The following is a 14,755-nucleotide window of genomic DNA, read 5'->3' on the forward strand; positions in this document are numbered from 1 at the left end:
CTCAAAGGACCTCATCTCATGTCTCCCCTCCGCGGAACCTCCCGCCAGTACTGGGTCGCGATCCGCGCGATGCTGGTGCTCACGCTCCTACTCGGAGTGCTCTACCCCCTCGTCATCACGGTCATCGGGCAGCTGGCGGCTCCGGCCCAGGCGAACGGCTCGCTCGTGCGCGTCGATGGTCGCGTCGTCGGCTCGAGCCTCATCGGACAGGACTACACGGATGCCGACGGCAACGCCCTGCCCGAGTGGTTCCAGTCCCGCCCGTCGGCGGCCGGAGACGGCTGGGATGCTGCGGCCTCGAGCGGCAGCAACCTCGGCCCGAACAACGACGACCTCGTCGCTGCGATCGGCGATCGTCAAGCGGCGATCGAGAAGGCCGACGGTGTGAGCGTCGACGCCATTCCGGCCGACGCCGTGACAGCATCCGGGTCCGGACTGGACCCCCACATCAGTCCCGCCTACGCCCGTCTGCAGGAGCAGCGCGTGGCGGATGCCCGGGGGCTGCCGGTCGCCGAGGTGTCGAAGCTGGTCGAGTCTATGATTCAGGGACGCGACCTCGGCTACCTGGGCGAACCGACGGTGAACGTGCTGCAGTTGAACATCGCCTTGGCAGAGATGGATTCGGGTAACCAGTGACTCGCGGTCGGTTGAGGGTCCTCCTCGGTGCAGCACCGGGCGTCGGCAAGACGTACTCGATGCTCGAAGAGGGCCACCGTCTCGTCGATGCCGGCAAGGACGTGCTGGTCGCCGTCGTCGAGACCCACGAGCGCGCGGCGACGGCGGCGATGCTCGCGGGCTTCGAGGTGCAGGCTCGCACGCCGGTCGAGCATCGCGGCCTGCTGCTCGAGGAGATGGACCTCGATGCCGTGCTCGCCCGCCACCCCGAGTACGCGCTCGTCGACGAGCTGGCCCACACCAACGCGCCCGGGTCTCGCAACGAGAAGCGCTGGCAGGACGTGCACGAGCTCCTCGACGCCGGAATCAACGTGTACTCGACCGTGAACATCCAGCACATCGCCTCGCTCAACGACGTCGTGCAGCAGATCACCGGCGTCGTGCAGCGGGAGACCATCCCTGACGCCGTGCTGCGCGGGGCCGACCAGATCGAGGTCGTGGACCTCGCGCCTCAAGCTCTCCGCGACAGACTCTCGGACGGGCAGGTCTATCCGGCCACCCGTATCGATGCGGCCCTGTCCAACTACTTCCGGCTCGGCAACCTGACCGCGCTCCGCGAGCTCGCGCTGCTCTGGCTCGCCGACGAGGTCGACAGTTCGCTGAAGCGCTACCGGGCTGAGCAGGGCATCGACGCGAAGTGGGAGGCGCGCGAGCGGGTCGTCGTCGCCCTCACCGGTGGGCCCGAGGGCGAGACCCTGCTGCGCCGCGGTGCACGCATCGCGGCGAGATCGGCCGGCGGCGATCTCCTCGCGGTGCATGTCGTCAGCCAGGACGGCCTGCGCGAAGCGCATCCGGGATCCCTCGCCCGGCAACGGGCACTGGTCGAGCAACTCGGCGGTTCGTACCACCAGGTCGTCGGTGATGACGTGCCCCGCGCACTCGTCGACTTCGCACGGGCATCGGATGCCACGCAATTGGTGATCGGCGTGAGCCGACGCAGCCGCCTCACGGCCGCGCTCACCGGTCAGGGCATCGGCCAGACCGTCATCCGCGAGTCGGGCGACATCGACGTGCACATCGTCTCGCACGCCCAGGCCGGCGGCCGCTTCACGCTCCCGCGCCTCACCGGGGGCCTCACCCGTCGTCGCCGCGTCTGGGGTCTCGCCGTGGCTCTGGTGGTGGGTCCGCTGCTCACCCTGCTGCTGGCGAGCAATCACACCGACGCGTCGATGGCGAGCGATGTGCTGAGCTATCAACTGCTCGTGGTCGTCGTCGCCCTCATCGGGGGATTCTGGCCGGCGATGTTCGCCGCCGTGCTCTCGGGACTGAGCCTGGACTTCTTCCTCGTTGCGCCGCTGTTCCGCATCACCATCAGCGACCCGCTGCACCTTCTCGCACTCGGGCTGTTCATCGTCGTCGCCGCCCTGGTGAGCTACGTGGTCGATCAGTCCGCGAAGCTCAGCCGGCTGTCGCGCCGGCGGGCCAGTGAGGCGGAACTACTCGCCACTGTCGCCGGCAGCGTGCTGCGCGGTGACGACGCCATGGAGGCTCTCGTCTCCCGCACCCGCGAGGCGTTCGGGCTCGCCGGGGTGCGGCTCCTGGACGGCGAGACCGTGCTCTATTCCGACCGGGATCCCGCCGAAGCCGTCGGTTCCGTCAGCGCTGCTCGCGACGAGCACGTGACGGTGCTGCCCGTGGCCGATGGGGTGGCGCTGGAGCTCTCCGGCCGCGACCTGGATGCCGCCGACCGCCGCCTGCTCGGGGTGATCATCGCGCAGATCGCCGCCGGACTCGAGCACTCCCGACTCGCCGCGACGGCCGAGGAGATCGGACCGCTGGCCGCTGCCGACAGGGTTCGATCCGCCCTGCTCGCGGCTGTCGGCCACGACCTTCGCCGCCCACTCGCCTCGGCGACCGCCGCCGTCACGAGCCTGCGCTCCCCGGGCATCCGGCTCGACGACGATGACCGCGCCGCCCTCCTCGACACCGCCGAGGTGTCACTGCATGCGCTCGCGGCCCTGGTCACCAATCTGCTCGACGTGAGTCGCGTGCAGGCCGGGGTGCTGGGGGTCACGCTCACCGACGTCGATGTCGACGATGTTCTGCCCGTCGTGCTCGACGAGTTGCAGCTGCCACCGGGCGCGATCGAACTGGACGTCGCCGAGGACGTTCCGAGCGTCCGCGCGGATGCCGTGCTGCTGCAACGTGCGATGGTGAACATCGTGACCAACGCGCTGCGCTACTCCCCCGAGGACACCCCACCCCTCATCGCGGCGAGCACGTTCGGCGGGAAGGTGCAGGTGCGCATCATCGACCACGGCCCCGGCATCCCCGACGAGAGGCGCGACGATGCCTTCGTGGCCTTCCAACGACTCGGCGACACCGACAACCTCTCGGGCATCGGCCTGGGTCTGGCCATAGCCAAGGGATTCGTGGAGGGCATGGGCGGCACGCTCGAGGCCGAGACGACTCCCGGCGGAGGCCTGACGATGGTGATCAGCCTTCAGGCGGCGCGAGCCGACGACTCCGAGACAGCACTGACGACTCCGCACACGAAGGACGCCTGAGTGAAGATCCTCATCGCCGACGACGACCCGCAGATCCTGCGGGCGCTCGGCATCACCCTGTCGGCGCACGGCTACGAGGTCGTCGTCGCCCACGATGGACGCCAGGCGATCAGCGTCGCTGCCGCGGAGCATCCGGACCTCATCGTGCTCGATCTCGGCATGCCGCACCTGACCGGCATCGACGTCATCCTCGCAGTGCGGGGCTGGAGCGCCGTGCCCATCCTCGTGGTATCGGGCCGGGTCGACTCCGCCGACAAGGTCGATGCCCTCGATGCCGGAGCAGACGACTACGTGACGAAGCCGTTCGCGGTGGATGAACTCCTGGCGCGCATCAGAGCCCTCACCCGTCGCACACCGGCCCTGAGCGATGAACCCGTTGTGCGCTTCGGTGACATCACCGTCGACCTCGCCGCTCATCAGGTGCTGCGGACGACGGATGCCTCCCCCGAGGCCGCCATCGTGCGGCTCACTCCGACGGAGTGGAAGATGCTCGAGGTGCTGGTGCGCAACCCACGCCGCCTCGTCACGCGCTCGACGCTGCTCACCGAGGTGTGGGGCCCGCAGTACACCACCGACACCGGCTACCTGCGGCTCTACGTGTCGCAGCTGCGGAAGAAGCTCGAACCCGACCCGGCGCATCCGCGCTACCTGCTGACGGAGTCGGGCATGGGCTACAGGTTCGTGCCCGATGAGGAGTAGCGCCCGACGCCCCCATCCGCTGGGCGGGTAGGTCGTGAGCGACCGAGCGAACGGGTGGGTCGCTCGCGGCGCGAAGCGGCGCCAATAGACACAGCTCATCAGCCGGCCCGCGAACGAACGAGCGAAGCGAGAGAGTGAGTGGGTCGGCTGATACGCCGGGTTCTGTTCACCGGGCGCTTGCGCGACTCCGGCTGGACGACCATCTCTCTAGGAGCTGCGTTGCCGCAGCCCTCAAGCGGCCTACCCGGGAACGGGACGAGCAGCCCCATCGTTCCCTGTCTGACCTTGCTCCGGGCGAGGTTTACCGAGCCGACCGTGTCACCACGGCCGCTGGTGGGCTCTTACCCCACCGTTTCACCCTTACCGCGGGCCAAAGCCCGTGGCGGTCTGTTCTCTGTGGCACTGTCTCGCGGGTCACCCCGGGTGGGTGTTACCCACCGCCCTGCTCTGCGGAGCCCGGACGTTCCTCGGCATCCGCAGAACGGATGACGCGGCCGTCTTGCCGACCCACTCGAGGAGCAAGCCTACAGCGCAGCGGCTAGATGCCCGATTCCTCGGTGCGCACCAGGATGCGCCCGCAGTCCGGGCAGAACAGCACCTCATCGGTCGGCGCCGTGCGCACGGTCTCGAGGTCGGATCCGGTGAGCGACATGTTGCAGCCCATGCAGGTGCGCGCCTGCATGAGAGCGGCACCGACGCCGCCGTTCAGCGCCCGACGCTTCTCGTACAGCTCGCGCAGGTCCTCCGGGATGCCACCGGACATGGCTTCGCGGTCGCGAGCCAGCTCCGACCGGGTCCCCTCGTGGGCGGCCTTGCTCCGATCGCGCTCCTGGGTGGTGACGCTGGCCTCGTCGGCGAGAACGGCACGCTCGTTCTCGATCTCGGCGACGACGGCCTCCTTGTCCTCGACCCGCTCCATGACGTTGAGCTCGATCTCCTCGAGATCTCCCTGACGCTTGCGCAGGGCGAGAAGTTCCGACTCGAGCGCCTGGATGTCCTTGACGGATGCTGTGTGCTGGACGCGATCGTTGTCGCGGGCGATGCGCGCCTCGACTACGGCCACGTCGGATTCGAGACGTGTCAATTCGAGTTTGGCGTCGTCGAGCTCGCCGACGGCCCCGATCAGGCGACGGCGTACGTCCTCGGACTTCGAGGCGAGAGCAGCGAGTGCCTTGTCCTCGGGCAGGTTCGCCAGCAGGTGGGTCAACTGCTGCACGCGGGTGTCGATGGCCTGCAGTCGCAGAAGTTCCTTCTGCTCCGTGGGGGTGGCCTTCACGTGGATCTCCTCTGGTGATGCATTACTGGACGATGACGAAGTCCCACGGGTCGGTGCGCAGGTCGCTCACCGTCACCTCGAGCTCCGGAAGTGCTGAGCGGAGTTGCTCCGCGGCGGCGTCGAGCCAGAGCCATTCGCTGGCCCAGTGCGACACGTCGATGAGTGCGGGGCCACGGCCGGCGAGCACAGCCTGCTCACGCGACTCCGATGCCGGGTGGTGACGCAGGTCTGCCGTGATGTAGACGTCGGCGGCGGTGACCTCGGGGTGCCCGAGCAGCGAGTCTCCTGCCCCACCGCAGAGAGCGATGGTCTCCACGGCCGCGTCGTATTCTCCCGACACGCGGATGCCGGATGCCGTGGCGGGCAGGATCTCGGCGAGGGCCCTCGCCAGGCGGCCGAGCGTCGTCGGCGTCGCGAGACGACCGACGCGACCGAGGCCGGTGTCGGGCGCAGCTCCGGGAACGATGGGATAGGCGTCGAGCAGACCGAGCGCATCTGCGAGTACCGCACTGGTGCCGCGCTCGACGATGTCGGCGTTCGTGTGCGCCGCCAGCAGCGCGCAGTCCGCGCGGATCAGCCGGCTCAGCAGCGAGCCCTTGTAGCGGTCCTCGGCGATGCTCGTCACGCCGCGCAGCAACAGCGGATGGTGCACGAGCAGCAGGTCGCTCTCGGTGGCTATGGCCTCGTCGATGGTGGCGCCGACGGCGTCGACGGCGAGCAGCATCCGTTCGATCGGGGCTGCCGGATCACCCGTCACCAGGCCGGGCGCGTCCCAGGATTCCGCGTTCTCGACAGGCCAGAGTTCCTGCACCACCTGGAGCACGTCGGAGAGGGAAGTCGGCACGGATCAACCTTATCGTCGCGACGCTCAGAGCCGAGGCGCGCCCGGGTCCGTCACAGCGGTCGCGGCACCGCGAACCGGCAGTACGAGCAGCAGGATGCCGACGGCCACGAGGCCCAGGCCGAGCCAGCCCGGCAGATCGAAGCGCTCCCCCACGATGACGACGGCGAGCACCGTCGCGACGGCAGGCTCGATCAGCGTGATGACCGTGGCCGTACTGCTGCGCACCCAGCGCAACCCGGCACCGAAGAGCAGGTACGCCAGGAACATCGGTCCGAGCGCCAGGTATGCGGTGATGGCGATGCTCGACCCGCTCTGCAGCAGTGGAGCGCCCGTCGTCAGCAGCACCGGCGCCAGCAGCACGGCGCCCACGCCGAAGAGGGCGCCCATCACCGAGCGCGACGCGTGGCCGACGCCGATCGCCTTCTCACTGGCGAAGGTGTACAGCGCGTAGCTGAGCGCTGCGACCAGGCCGAGGAGAACTCCGGGAACGGATGCCGCAGCATCAGTACCCGATGCCCCTCCTGCTGCCAACAACACGACACCGACGACGGCGACGATCGTCGCGATCCCCCAGCGCAGCGTGACACGACGGCGGTCGACGAGGAACTCGAGTACGGCGGCGAACACCGGAGCAGCTCCGAGCGAGACCACCGTGCCGATCGCCACTCCGGCGAGGTGCATCGAGGAGTAGAACGCGAGCGGATAGGCGAAGACGCCGAGGGAGCCGAGCAGCAGCCAGCCCACGCTGCGCCGATCGCCGAGGGACGCGATCGCGCCCCGCGCCGAGACAGCGAACAGCAGCACGCCGCCGACGAGCATGGTCGCCGCACCCGTCGCGAGTGGGCTGACATCGTCGGGCAGGAAGTGCGCGGCCGTCCCGGTCGTTCCCCAGAGAAGAGCGGCGACGACGATGGGGAGAACGCCACGGCTCGTGCCTGCGGAGGCCGTGGTGGCAGCGGATGCGGAAGTCACGATCCCCGCACACTATCGGAGCGGTTCACCAGAGGGAGTGAGCGCTACGCCTCCGGCAGCCACACCAGCCGCACATCGGGCTCGCGCTCCTCGTTACCAGCGCCATCCGTCAACTCGACCTCATGGAATCCGTGGTGCACGTAGAAGCCGCGGGCTCTGGTGTTGACCTGGAAGGTCCAGAGCGACAGTCCAGCCGGACTCGCGTTCTGGGCGATCGCGAGCAGGCGCCCACCGATTCCACGGCCCAGATGGTCGGGCAGCACGTAGAGCTGTGCGAGCTCTCCCGGTCCATCGGCGATGTCGCGCGAGTCGATCGCCATCATCGCGACGATCTGTGCGTCGTCGTCGGCGACCCAGACCTGCGCCTCCGGCAGCAGGGTGTCACGCACCCACCCGTGCACCTCGTCATCGCTGTGTGCACGGCGAACTGTCGGCAGTGCGGCCGTGAACGACGCGAGCCAGACCTCCGCGATGGCGGCAGCATCCGTCGCCGTCGCGCGCCTGACGACGGGTGGCTCCCCGGCGACGGTCGTGCCGTCATCGTCGAAGACTCGATCCATCGAATCCTTACAGGAGTGGGCCCTACCGGGCTCGAACCGATGACATCCACGGTGTAAACGTGGCGCTCTACCAACTGAGCTAAAGGCCCTCGGCGCGCGAGGCTGGAATCGATTCTACCGGAGCGCGCCTAGACTCGCGGCCATGGAGCGCCATCCGAGCCGCACGACCCAGACAGAGAACCGCTGGCCCGTCGCCGTGGCGTTGCTGTTCGCCCTCGCCCTCTACGCGTTTCTCCCCGCCTCGTTGTTCCCGGAGCAGCGGCTCGTGGTCATCGGACTGGCGCTGCTGCTCATGATCCCGCTCGTGATCATGAATCCCCGCCGGCTCAACCAGGAGACCCGCTGGTCCCGGGTGATCGGGCTGGTGCTGGCGTGCCTTCTCGTCGCCTCCAACCAGGTGACGATCGTCGCGCTCATCGGCGACCTCGTCGCCGGGTCGCGCGATACCTCCGGGCTCCTGCTGTCGAGCCTGCAGGTCTGGGTCACCAACGCGATCGCCTTCGCCCTGCTCTACTGGGAGCTCGACCGCGGCGGTCCCGTCGCCCGCGCCCTCACCGCTCGCGACCAGCTCCCACCCGCCGACTTCCGATTCCCACAGGACGAGGACGACGACGCAGTCACCGAGGTGGCCACGCGTTCGTCGAAGGTCGAGGACTGGATGCCGAGCTTCATCGACTACCTGTACACCTCGGTGTCGACGTCGATGGCGTACAGCGCGACCGACGCGATGCCGCTCTCGCACCGCTTCAAGCTGCTCAATCTCCTGCAGGCCTTCGGCAGCTTCGTGATCCTCGCACTGGTCATCGCCCGGGCCGTGAACATCCTCGCCTGACGAGGTCTGTCAAGCCCTCCGTCGACATTCGGATGCCGACGACCGGCCCATCCGTTGCAGTCATAGACTCGCCTGATGCCGAAGCCGTCGACGATCACCCAGCACTCGACGCGTACGGCGCGGATCGAGCACCGCTGGCCGGCCGTCTTCGCCCTCGTGGTCGCGCTGGCCCTTTACGGCGCCCTTCCCAACGACCTGATCACAGTGCAGCGCTACGTCACCGTCGCGATCGGGATCCTGCTGCTCATCCCGCTGATCGCCATCAATCCGCACCATCTGACCCGTCAGACCCGCTGGTCGCGCACCCTCTCGCTGGCACTGGCCATCGTCGTCGTGCTGTCCAACCAGATCACCATCGTGTCACTCGTGCTGCTGTTGGTCGGCGGCTCCGAGGAGGGCCCCTCGCTCCTGCAGTCAGCGCTGCAGGTCTGGGTCGCCAATGTCATCGGCTTCGCCCTGCTGTACTGGGAGATCGATCGTGGCGGCCCGGTCGTGCGCACGATGGTCAAGCGCAGCGACCTGCCGAGAGCCGACTTCCGCTTCCCGCAGGACGAGGATGACGACACCATCGACGAGGTCGCGGCCGGTTCCTCGGGCAAGAGCGATTGGACGGCGAGCTACGTCGACTACTTCTACTTCTCGCTCTCCAACTCGATGGCCTTCAGCCCGACGGACACCATGCCGCTGACGGCCCGGTCGAAGCTGCTGATGTCCCTCGAATCGTTCGGCGGGTTCGTGATCCTCGCCCTCGTCATCGCCCGCGCTGTGAGCCTCATCGGCTGACCGAATGGGCGGACGGTTGCCGCTCAGCCGCGGAGCGCCGCCAGGGCCTCGGCGTACGCGGCCAGCGGTCGCGGCTCCCCGGGCTCGCTCTCGAACCTGGCGCGCACGATCCCCTCGGTGTCGATGAGGAAGGTCGCCCGGCCGGCGTAGCCACGCTCGGGAAGGAACACGCCGTACTCCGACGCCACGCCACCGTGCGGCCAGAAGTCGGCGAGCAGGTCGAAGCCGAAGCCCTCGGACTCCGCCCACGCCCGGAGCGTGTGCTTCGAATCGACCGAGATGCCGAGCAGTTCCACGTCGTCGGCGGCGAACAGGGCGAGGTTGTCCCGCAGCTCGCAGAGCTCGCCGGAACAGGTGCGGGAGAACGCGAGCGGGAAGAAGACGAGGGCGACGGCCCGCTGCCCGCGGAACGACTCCAGCGAGACGTCGGCGCCGAACTGGTTCACGAGCGTGAACGATGGAGCCGCATCTCCGACCTGCACGACCATGGTGAACTCCGATCCGTCGGTCTTCCTGACCACGGGTCACGATAGTCCGTGGTCCGATCGGGCACGGAGGAGAAATAAGATCAATAGGATGGCGAGTTGTGCGGACGCAATCCGACCGCGCCTATGACGACACGTCCCAGCGGCATGATCTGCCCACTAATGAGAGGTCGAGTGTGACTGTCAACGACCAGGATCCGTATTCTGTGACGAACGTGGATTCAGACCCGGAGGAAACCGCCGAGTGGACCGAGTCCCTCGACGCCCTCGTCGCCGCTGAGGGCCACGGCCGGGCTCGGGAGATCGTCCTGAGCCTGCTGCGTCGCTCGAAGGAGCTGCATCTCGGTGTTCCGATGGTGCCGACGACGGACTACCTCAACACCATCGCTCCCGAGAACGAGCCGGCCTTCCCCGGCGACGAAGAGGTCGAGCGTCGCTACCGCGCGTGGATGCGCTGGAACGCCGCCGTGCTCGTGCACCGCGCCCAGCGCCCCGGCATCGGTGTCGGCGGGCACATCTCGACCTACGCGGGAGCGGCATCGCTCTACGAGGTCGGCTTCAACCACTTCTTCCGCGGCCAGGACCACCCCGGCGGCGGCGACCAGATCTTCGTGCAGGGCCACGCCTCCCCCGGCATCTACGGCCGGGCGTTCCTCGAGGGTCGCCTGTCGGCGAACCAGCTCGACGGATTCCGCCAGGAGAAGTCGCACGCCCCGTACGGCCTGTCCTCCTACCCGCACCCCCGCCTGATGCCGGAGTTCTGGCAGTTCCCGACGGTGTCGATGGGCCTCGGCCCGATCAACGCCATCTACCAGGCGCAGGCGAACAAGTACCTCACCAACCGTGGCATCAAGGACGCGAGCGACCAGCAAGTCTGGGCGTTCCTCGGCGACGGCGAGATGGACGAGGTCGAGAGCCGTGGAGCCCTCCAGCTCGCGGCGAACGACGGCCTCGACAACCTCAACTTCGTCATCAACTGCAACCTGCAGCGACTCGACGGCCCGGTGCGCGGCAACGGCAAGATCATCCAGGAACTGGAGAGCTTCTTCCGCGGCGCCGGCTGGAACGTCATCAAGGTCGTCTGGGGTCGCGAGTGGGACGACCTGCTCGCCCGCGACAACGAGGGCGCCCTCCGCACCCTCATGAACGTCACCCCCGACGGCGACTACCAGACCTACAAGACCGAGAACGGCGCCTACGTGCGCGAGAACTTCTTCGGTCGCGACCCGCGCGCGCTCGAGCTCGTCAAGGACCTCAGCGATGACCAGATCTGGGGCCTCAAGCGCGGCGGCCACGACTACAAGAAGATCTACGCGGCGTTCAAGGCGGCCAGCGAGCACAAGGGCCAGCCCACTGTCATCCTCGCCAAGACCATCAAGGGCTACGGTCTCGGGCCGTCGTTCGAGGGCCGCAACGCGACCCACCAGATGAAGAAGATGACGCTGGAGAACCTCAAGGACTTCCGCGACGCCATGCACATCCCGATCACGGATGCGCAGCTCGAGGAGAACCCCTACCTCCCGCCCTACTACCACCCGGGCGAGCAGGACGAGGCGATCCAGTACCTCCACGAGCGCCGTCGCGCCCTCGGCGGCTATGTCCCCGAGCGTCGCACGAAGCACACGGCGCTCTCGCTGCCTGATGACTCGGCATACGCCATCGCCAAGAAGGGCTCCGGTACGCAGGAGATCGCCACGACGATGGCCTTCGTGCGCCTGCTCAAGGACCTCATCCGTTCCAAGGACTTCGGCCACCGCATCGTGCCGATCATCCCCGACGAGGCCCGCACCTTCGGCATGGACGCGTTCTTCCCGAACGCGAAGATCTACAACCCGAACGGCCAGCACTACACCTCGGTCGACCGCGAGCTGCTCCTGGCCTACAAGGAGAGCCCGCAGGGTCAGATCCTGCATGTCGGCATCAACGAGGCCGGCGCCCTCGCCGCCTTCACGAACATCGGAACCTCGTACGCGACACAGGGCGAGCCCCTCATCCCCGTGTACGTCTTCTACTCGATGTTCGGCTTCCAGCGCACCGGTGACGCCATCTGGGCAGCCGGCGACCAGATGGCCCGCGGCTTCATGATCGGTGCGACTGCCGGTCGCACCACGCTCACGGGCGAGGGCCTGCAGCACGCCGACGGTCACTCCCTGGTGCTCTCGGCCACCAACCCGGCCGTCGTCGCGTACGACGCCGCCTACGGCTACGAGATCGGCCACATCGTGCGCTCCGGACTCGAGCGCATGTACGGCGGAGAGCACAGCGACCCCAACGTCATGTACTACCTCACGGTCTACAACGAGCCGTACGTGCAGCCGGCGGAGCCCGAGAACCTCGACGTCGACGGCGTCGTGCGCGGCATCTACAAGCTGGCCGACGGTACCATTGCCGGCCCGAAGACGCAGCTGCTCGCGTCCGGCGTCTCCGTGCCGTGGGCCCTCGAAGCCCAGAAGCTGCTCGCCGAGGACTGGGGTGTCTCAGCCGACGTGTGGAGCGTCACCAGCTGGTCGGAGCTGCGACGCGATGGTCTCGCGGCCGAGTCGCACAACTTCCTGAACCCGGATGCCGCTCCGCAGTCACCATACGTGTGGCAGAAGCTCGCCGGAGCTCAGGGTCCGTTCGTCGCGGTGACCGACTTCTCGCACGCCGTGCCGGATCAGATCCGTCAGTTCGTGCCCGGACAGTACGCCACGCTCGGTGCCGACGACTTCGGGTTCTCGGACACCCGCGCCGCGGCGCGTCGCTTCTTCAAGATCGACGGCCCGTCGATCGTGGTGCGCGCGCTCGAGCTCCTCGCTTCGCGCGGTGAGGTCGACCGCAGCCTTCCGGCGCAGGCGATCGAGAAGTACAAGCTGCACGACGTGAACGCTGGAACCACCGGCAACGCCGGGGGCGAGAGCTAACAGCGACAGTGCCAACGACGCCGCGCACCAAGAAGGAGACTCTCGCCTGGCTCCGCACGATCTCGGGCGAGCTCTCCACTGCGACCATCAAGCGCCTAGAGGACACGCTGCCCTGGTACGGCGACATGCCGCCAGGGCGGCGGTCAGCGGTGGGCTTGGTGGCGCAGGCCGGCATCACGTCGTTCATCTCCTGGTACGACGACCCGAAGTCGATCCCGTGGATCGCCGCCGACGTGTTCGGCGCGGCGCCACGGGAGCTTCTGCGCTCGGTGAGCCTGCAGCAGACGCTGCAGCTCATCCGGGTGGTCGTCGAGGTCGTGGAGCACCGTGTGAAGGACGGGAGCGTCGACCTGCGGGAGGCGATCCTGCTCTATTCGCGCGAGATCGCGTTCGCCGCCGCCGACGTCTACGCCCGCGCCGCTGAGGCCCGCGGTCTGTGGGACGCGCGCCTCGAGGCCCTCGTCGTCGACTCGATCCTGTCGGGCGAGTACGACGACGAACTGCCGAGCCGGATCGCGGCGCTCGGCTGGCACGGTCACGGTGCCGTCGCCGTCCTGGTCGGCACCACGCCCAGGATGCTGGATGTCGACGTACTGCGCCGCGCCGCCCGCCACATGGCCGCGGATGTGCTCATCGGCGTGCAGGGTGGACGGCTGGTGCTCGTCATCGGCCGCGCCAGGCCGGAGGCGCGCGATGGCGACGACGCGGACTCGGCGGCGACCCTCGGTTTCATGGACATTGCCAGGGCGCTCGAACCGCACTTCGGCGACGGCCATCTGGTGCTCGGCCACGAGGTGCCGAACCTCGTCGATGCCTCGAAGAGTGCGAAGGCGGCCCTCGCCGGGTTCGCCGTCGCCCGCGCCTGGCGGAACGCCCCTCGTCCGGTCCAGGCCGACGACCTGCTGCCGGAGCGTGCCCTCGCCGGTGATCCACTCGCCCGCGCCACGCTGATCCACCGCATCTACCGGCCGCTCAGCGCCCACTCGACAGAGCTCCTCAACACCCTGTGGAGCTATCTCGACAACGGACGCTCGCTCGAAGCGACGGCCCGTGAGCTGTTCGTGCACCCGAACACCGTGCGGTACCGCCTCAAGCGGGTCTCCGAGGTGATCGGCTGGGACGCCACGGGCTCGCGGGAGGCTCTCATCCTGCAGGCGGCTCTCGTGCTGGGAGCGATCAGCGACCCGGACCGGCGCAACTGAGTGCCTGCGCCATGTGCGCCACGAACAAACGATCGGCGGAATCCTTGGTGACCTTCGACACTGCTGCGCTGGCGCGGATTGGCAGACTGTACAGGTGATCGTCGTCGTCTGCCCTGGACAGGGCTCGCAAACCCCCGGTTTCCTCGCGCCCTGGCTCGCCGTGCCCGAGAACGCCGCCCTCGTCGCCGAGTACTCGGAGGCAGCCGGTCTCGACCTGGCCGCTCACGGCACGACCTCGGATGCCGACACCATCCGCGATACCGCGGTCGCCCAGCCGCTGATCGTGGCTGCAGGTCTCGTCACGTTCAATTCCCTCGTGAACGCCGCCGGCCGCGCACGTATCGGCGGCATCGCCGGTCACTCGGTGGGAGAGATCACGGCGGCGGCGGCTGCCGGCATCCTGAGCCCTGATGATGCGATGCAGTTCGTGAGCGAGCGTGCCGTCGCGATGGCGCAGGCCGCCGCGGCCACGCCCACATCGATGAGCGCCGTCCTCGGTGGCGATGCGGCCGAGGTCGTCGCGAAGGCCGAGTCCTTCGGCCTGCAGGCGGCCAACTACAACGGCGGCGGCCAGATCGTCGTCGCCGGTGCCGCCGATGCGCTCGCTCGCCTCGCGGACGAGCCGCCGGGCGGTGCCCGCGTCATTCCACTGCAGGTCGCCGGCGCCTTCCACACGCGCTACATGGAGCCGGCACGCACCTGGCTCTCCGGCGCCGTCGACGGCTACACGACAGCGGACCCCACCATCCCGATCTGGACCAACAACGACGGTTCCCGCGTCGAGTCCGGAGCGAGGTTCCTCGAGCTGCTCGTGACCCAGGTCGCCTCGCCCGTACGCTGGGACCTCACGATGGAGTCGCTCGCGGCGGCCGGTGTCACCGGAATCATCGAGCTCGCACCTGCCGGCGCCCTGATCGGGCTCGCCCGTCGCGGACTCAAGGGCATCCCGAGCATCGGGATCAAGACTCCCGACGACCTCGACGCGGCCGTCGCGCTCATCGAGCAGAACGCCTGACA

Annotated in this window: 13 protein-coding genes, 1 tRNA gene and 1 other RNA gene; 8 read left to right on the forward strand and 7 right to left on the reverse strand. The window is 68.4% G+C overall.

Features of this window, described 5'->3' with window-relative positions; genetic code table 11:
* The first annotated feature begins 18 nt into the window (after nt 1–18).
* From kdpC to ASF30_RS00415, 3 genes are read left to right on the forward strand one after another with little or no spacing between them, the layout of a single operon-like run.
* The gene (gene kdpC, locus ASF30_RS00405; protein WP_055899975.1) at nt 19–636 is read left to right on the forward strand and encodes a potassium-transporting ATPase subunit KdpC; all 618 of its coding nucleotides are present in this window, start codon (nt 19–21) and stop codon (nt 634–636) included.
* Nucleotides 633–3,182: an ATP-binding protein gene (locus tag ASF30_RS00410; RefSeq protein ID WP_055899978.1), complete on the forward strand. Its 2,550-nt coding sequence runs from the start codon at nt 633–635 to the stop codon at nt 3,180–3,182. The genes kdpC and ASF30_RS00410 overlap by 4 nt, the downstream gene beginning before the upstream one ends.
* Nucleotides 3,183–3,881: a response regulator gene (locus tag ASF30_RS00415; RefSeq protein WP_055899981.1), complete on the forward strand. Its 699-nt coding sequence runs from the start codon at nt 3,183–3,185 to the stop codon at nt 3,879–3,881.
* A 135-nt stretch (nt 3,882–4,016) separates the two neighbouring features.
* Here ASF30_RS00415 and rnpB read toward each other — a convergent pair.
* The 6 genes from rnpB to ASF30_RS00440 all read right to left on the reverse strand — a co-directional run bounded on the left by rnpB (nt 4,017) and on the right by ASF30_RS00440 (nt 7,622).
* Nucleotides 4,017–4,391: RNase P RNA component class A (gene rnpB / locus ASF30_RS05215), an RNA gene on the reverse strand.
* 28 nt (nt 4,392–4,419) lie between these two features.
* Nucleotides 4,420–5,157 (reverse strand): zinc ribbon domain-containing protein, encoded by a 738-nt coding sequence (locus ASF30_RS00420; protein ID WP_055899984.1) that lies wholly within the window; start codon nt 5,155–5,157, stop codon nt 4,420–4,422.
* A gap of 22 nt (nt 5,158–5,179) precedes the next feature.
* Nucleotides 5,180–6,001, reverse strand: coding sequence for a Nif3-like dinuclear metal center hexameric protein (locus ASF30_RS00425; RefSeq protein ID WP_055899987.1), 822 nt, complete (start codon nt 5,999–6,001; stop codon nt 5,180–5,182).
* A gap of 24 nt (nt 6,002–6,025) precedes the next feature.
* Complete coding sequence (locus tag ASF30_RS00430; protein WP_055899990.1) at nt 6,026–6,973, reverse strand: DMT family transporter; 948 nt, start codon at nt 6,971–6,973, stop codon at nt 6,026–6,028.
* A 44-nt stretch (nt 6,974–7,017) separates the two neighbouring features.
* Nucleotides 7,018–7,533, reverse strand: coding sequence for a GNAT family N-acetyltransferase (locus tag ASF30_RS00435; protein WP_055899993.1), 516 nt, complete (start codon nt 7,531–7,533; stop codon nt 7,018–7,020).
* Between the two features lie 16 nt (nt 7,534–7,549).
* Nucleotides 7,550–7,622 (reverse strand) — tRNA-Val (locus tag ASF30_RS00440).
* Nucleotides 7,623–7,675: 53 nt separating this feature from the next.
* Between ASF30_RS00440 and ASF30_RS00445 the strand changes: the two genes are divergently transcribed.
* Both ASF30_RS00445 and ASF30_RS00450 read left to right on the forward strand, forming a co-directional pair.
* Nucleotides 7,676–8,365: a DUF1345 domain-containing protein gene (locus ASF30_RS00445; RefSeq protein WP_055899996.1), complete on the forward strand. Its 690-nt coding sequence runs from the start codon at nt 7,676–7,678 to the stop codon at nt 8,363–8,365.
* Between the two features lie 75 nt (nt 8,366–8,440).
* On the forward strand, nt 8,441–9,148 hold the full coding sequence (locus ASF30_RS00450; RefSeq protein ID WP_055899999.1) for a hypothetical protein: 708 nt from the start codon (nt 8,441–8,443) through the stop codon (nt 9,146–9,148).
* Between the two features lie 23 nt (nt 9,149–9,171).
* Here the strand turns inward: ASF30_RS00450 and ASF30_RS00455 are convergent, their stop codons facing one another.
* Complete coding sequence (locus ASF30_RS00455; RefSeq protein ID WP_055902329.1) at nt 9,172–9,636, reverse strand: peroxiredoxin; 465 nt, start codon at nt 9,634–9,636, stop codon at nt 9,172–9,174.
* 173 nt (nt 9,637–9,809) lie between these two features.
* On the opposite strand from ASF30_RS00455, the gene aceE reads away from it, so the two are divergent.
* The 3 genes from aceE (at nt 9,810) to ASF30_RS00470 (ending at nt 14,753) form a co-directional block, all read left to right on the forward strand.
* Nucleotides 9,810–12,536, forward strand: coding sequence for a pyruvate dehydrogenase (acetyl-transferring), homodimeric type (gene aceE / locus ASF30_RS00460; RefSeq protein WP_055900002.1), 2,727 nt, complete (start codon nt 9,810–9,812; stop codon nt 12,534–12,536).
* Between the two features lie 8 nt (nt 12,537–12,544).
* The gene (locus ASF30_RS00465) at nt 12,545–13,738 is read left to right on the forward strand and encodes a PucR family transcriptional regulator (RefSeq protein ID WP_055900005.1); all 1,194 of its coding nucleotides are present in this window, start codon (nt 12,545–12,547) and stop codon (nt 13,736–13,738) included.
* A gap of 94 nt (nt 13,739–13,832) precedes the next feature.
* Nucleotides 13,833–14,753, forward strand: a complete 921-nt coding sequence (locus ASF30_RS00470; protein ID WP_055900008.1) for an ACP S-malonyltransferase — start codon at nt 13,833–13,835, stop codon at nt 14,751–14,753.
* The last annotated feature ends 2 nt before the right edge of the window (nt 14,754–14,755 follow it).

The organism is Leifsonia sp. Leaf264 (assembly GCF_001422325.1).
Taxonomy (GTDB): Bacteria; Actinomycetota; Actinomycetes; order Actinomycetales; family Microbacteriaceae; genus Orlajensenia.

Bases quoted from the DNA above. Each gene is read 5' to 3' on its own strand.
- kdpC (WP_055899975.1), top strand. From the start codon at position 19: ATGTCTCCCCTCCGCGGAACCTCCCGCCAGTACTGGGTCGCGATCCGC.
- ASF30_RS00435 (WP_055899993.1), bottom strand. From the start codon at position 7,533: ATGGATCGAGTCTTCGACGATGACGGCACGACCGTCGCCGGGGAGCCA.
- ASF30_RS00445 (WP_055899996.1), top strand. From the start codon at position 7,676: ATGGAGCGCCATCCGAGCCGCACGACCCAGACAGAGAACCGCTGGCCC.
- ASF30_RS00450 (WP_055899999.1), top strand. From the start codon at position 8,441: ATGCCGAAGCCGTCGACGATCACCCAGCACTCGACGCGTACGGCGCGG.
- ASF30_RS00455 (WP_055902329.1), bottom strand. From the start codon at position 9,636: ATGGTCGTGCAGGTCGGAGATGCGGCTCCATCGTTCACGCTCGTGAAC.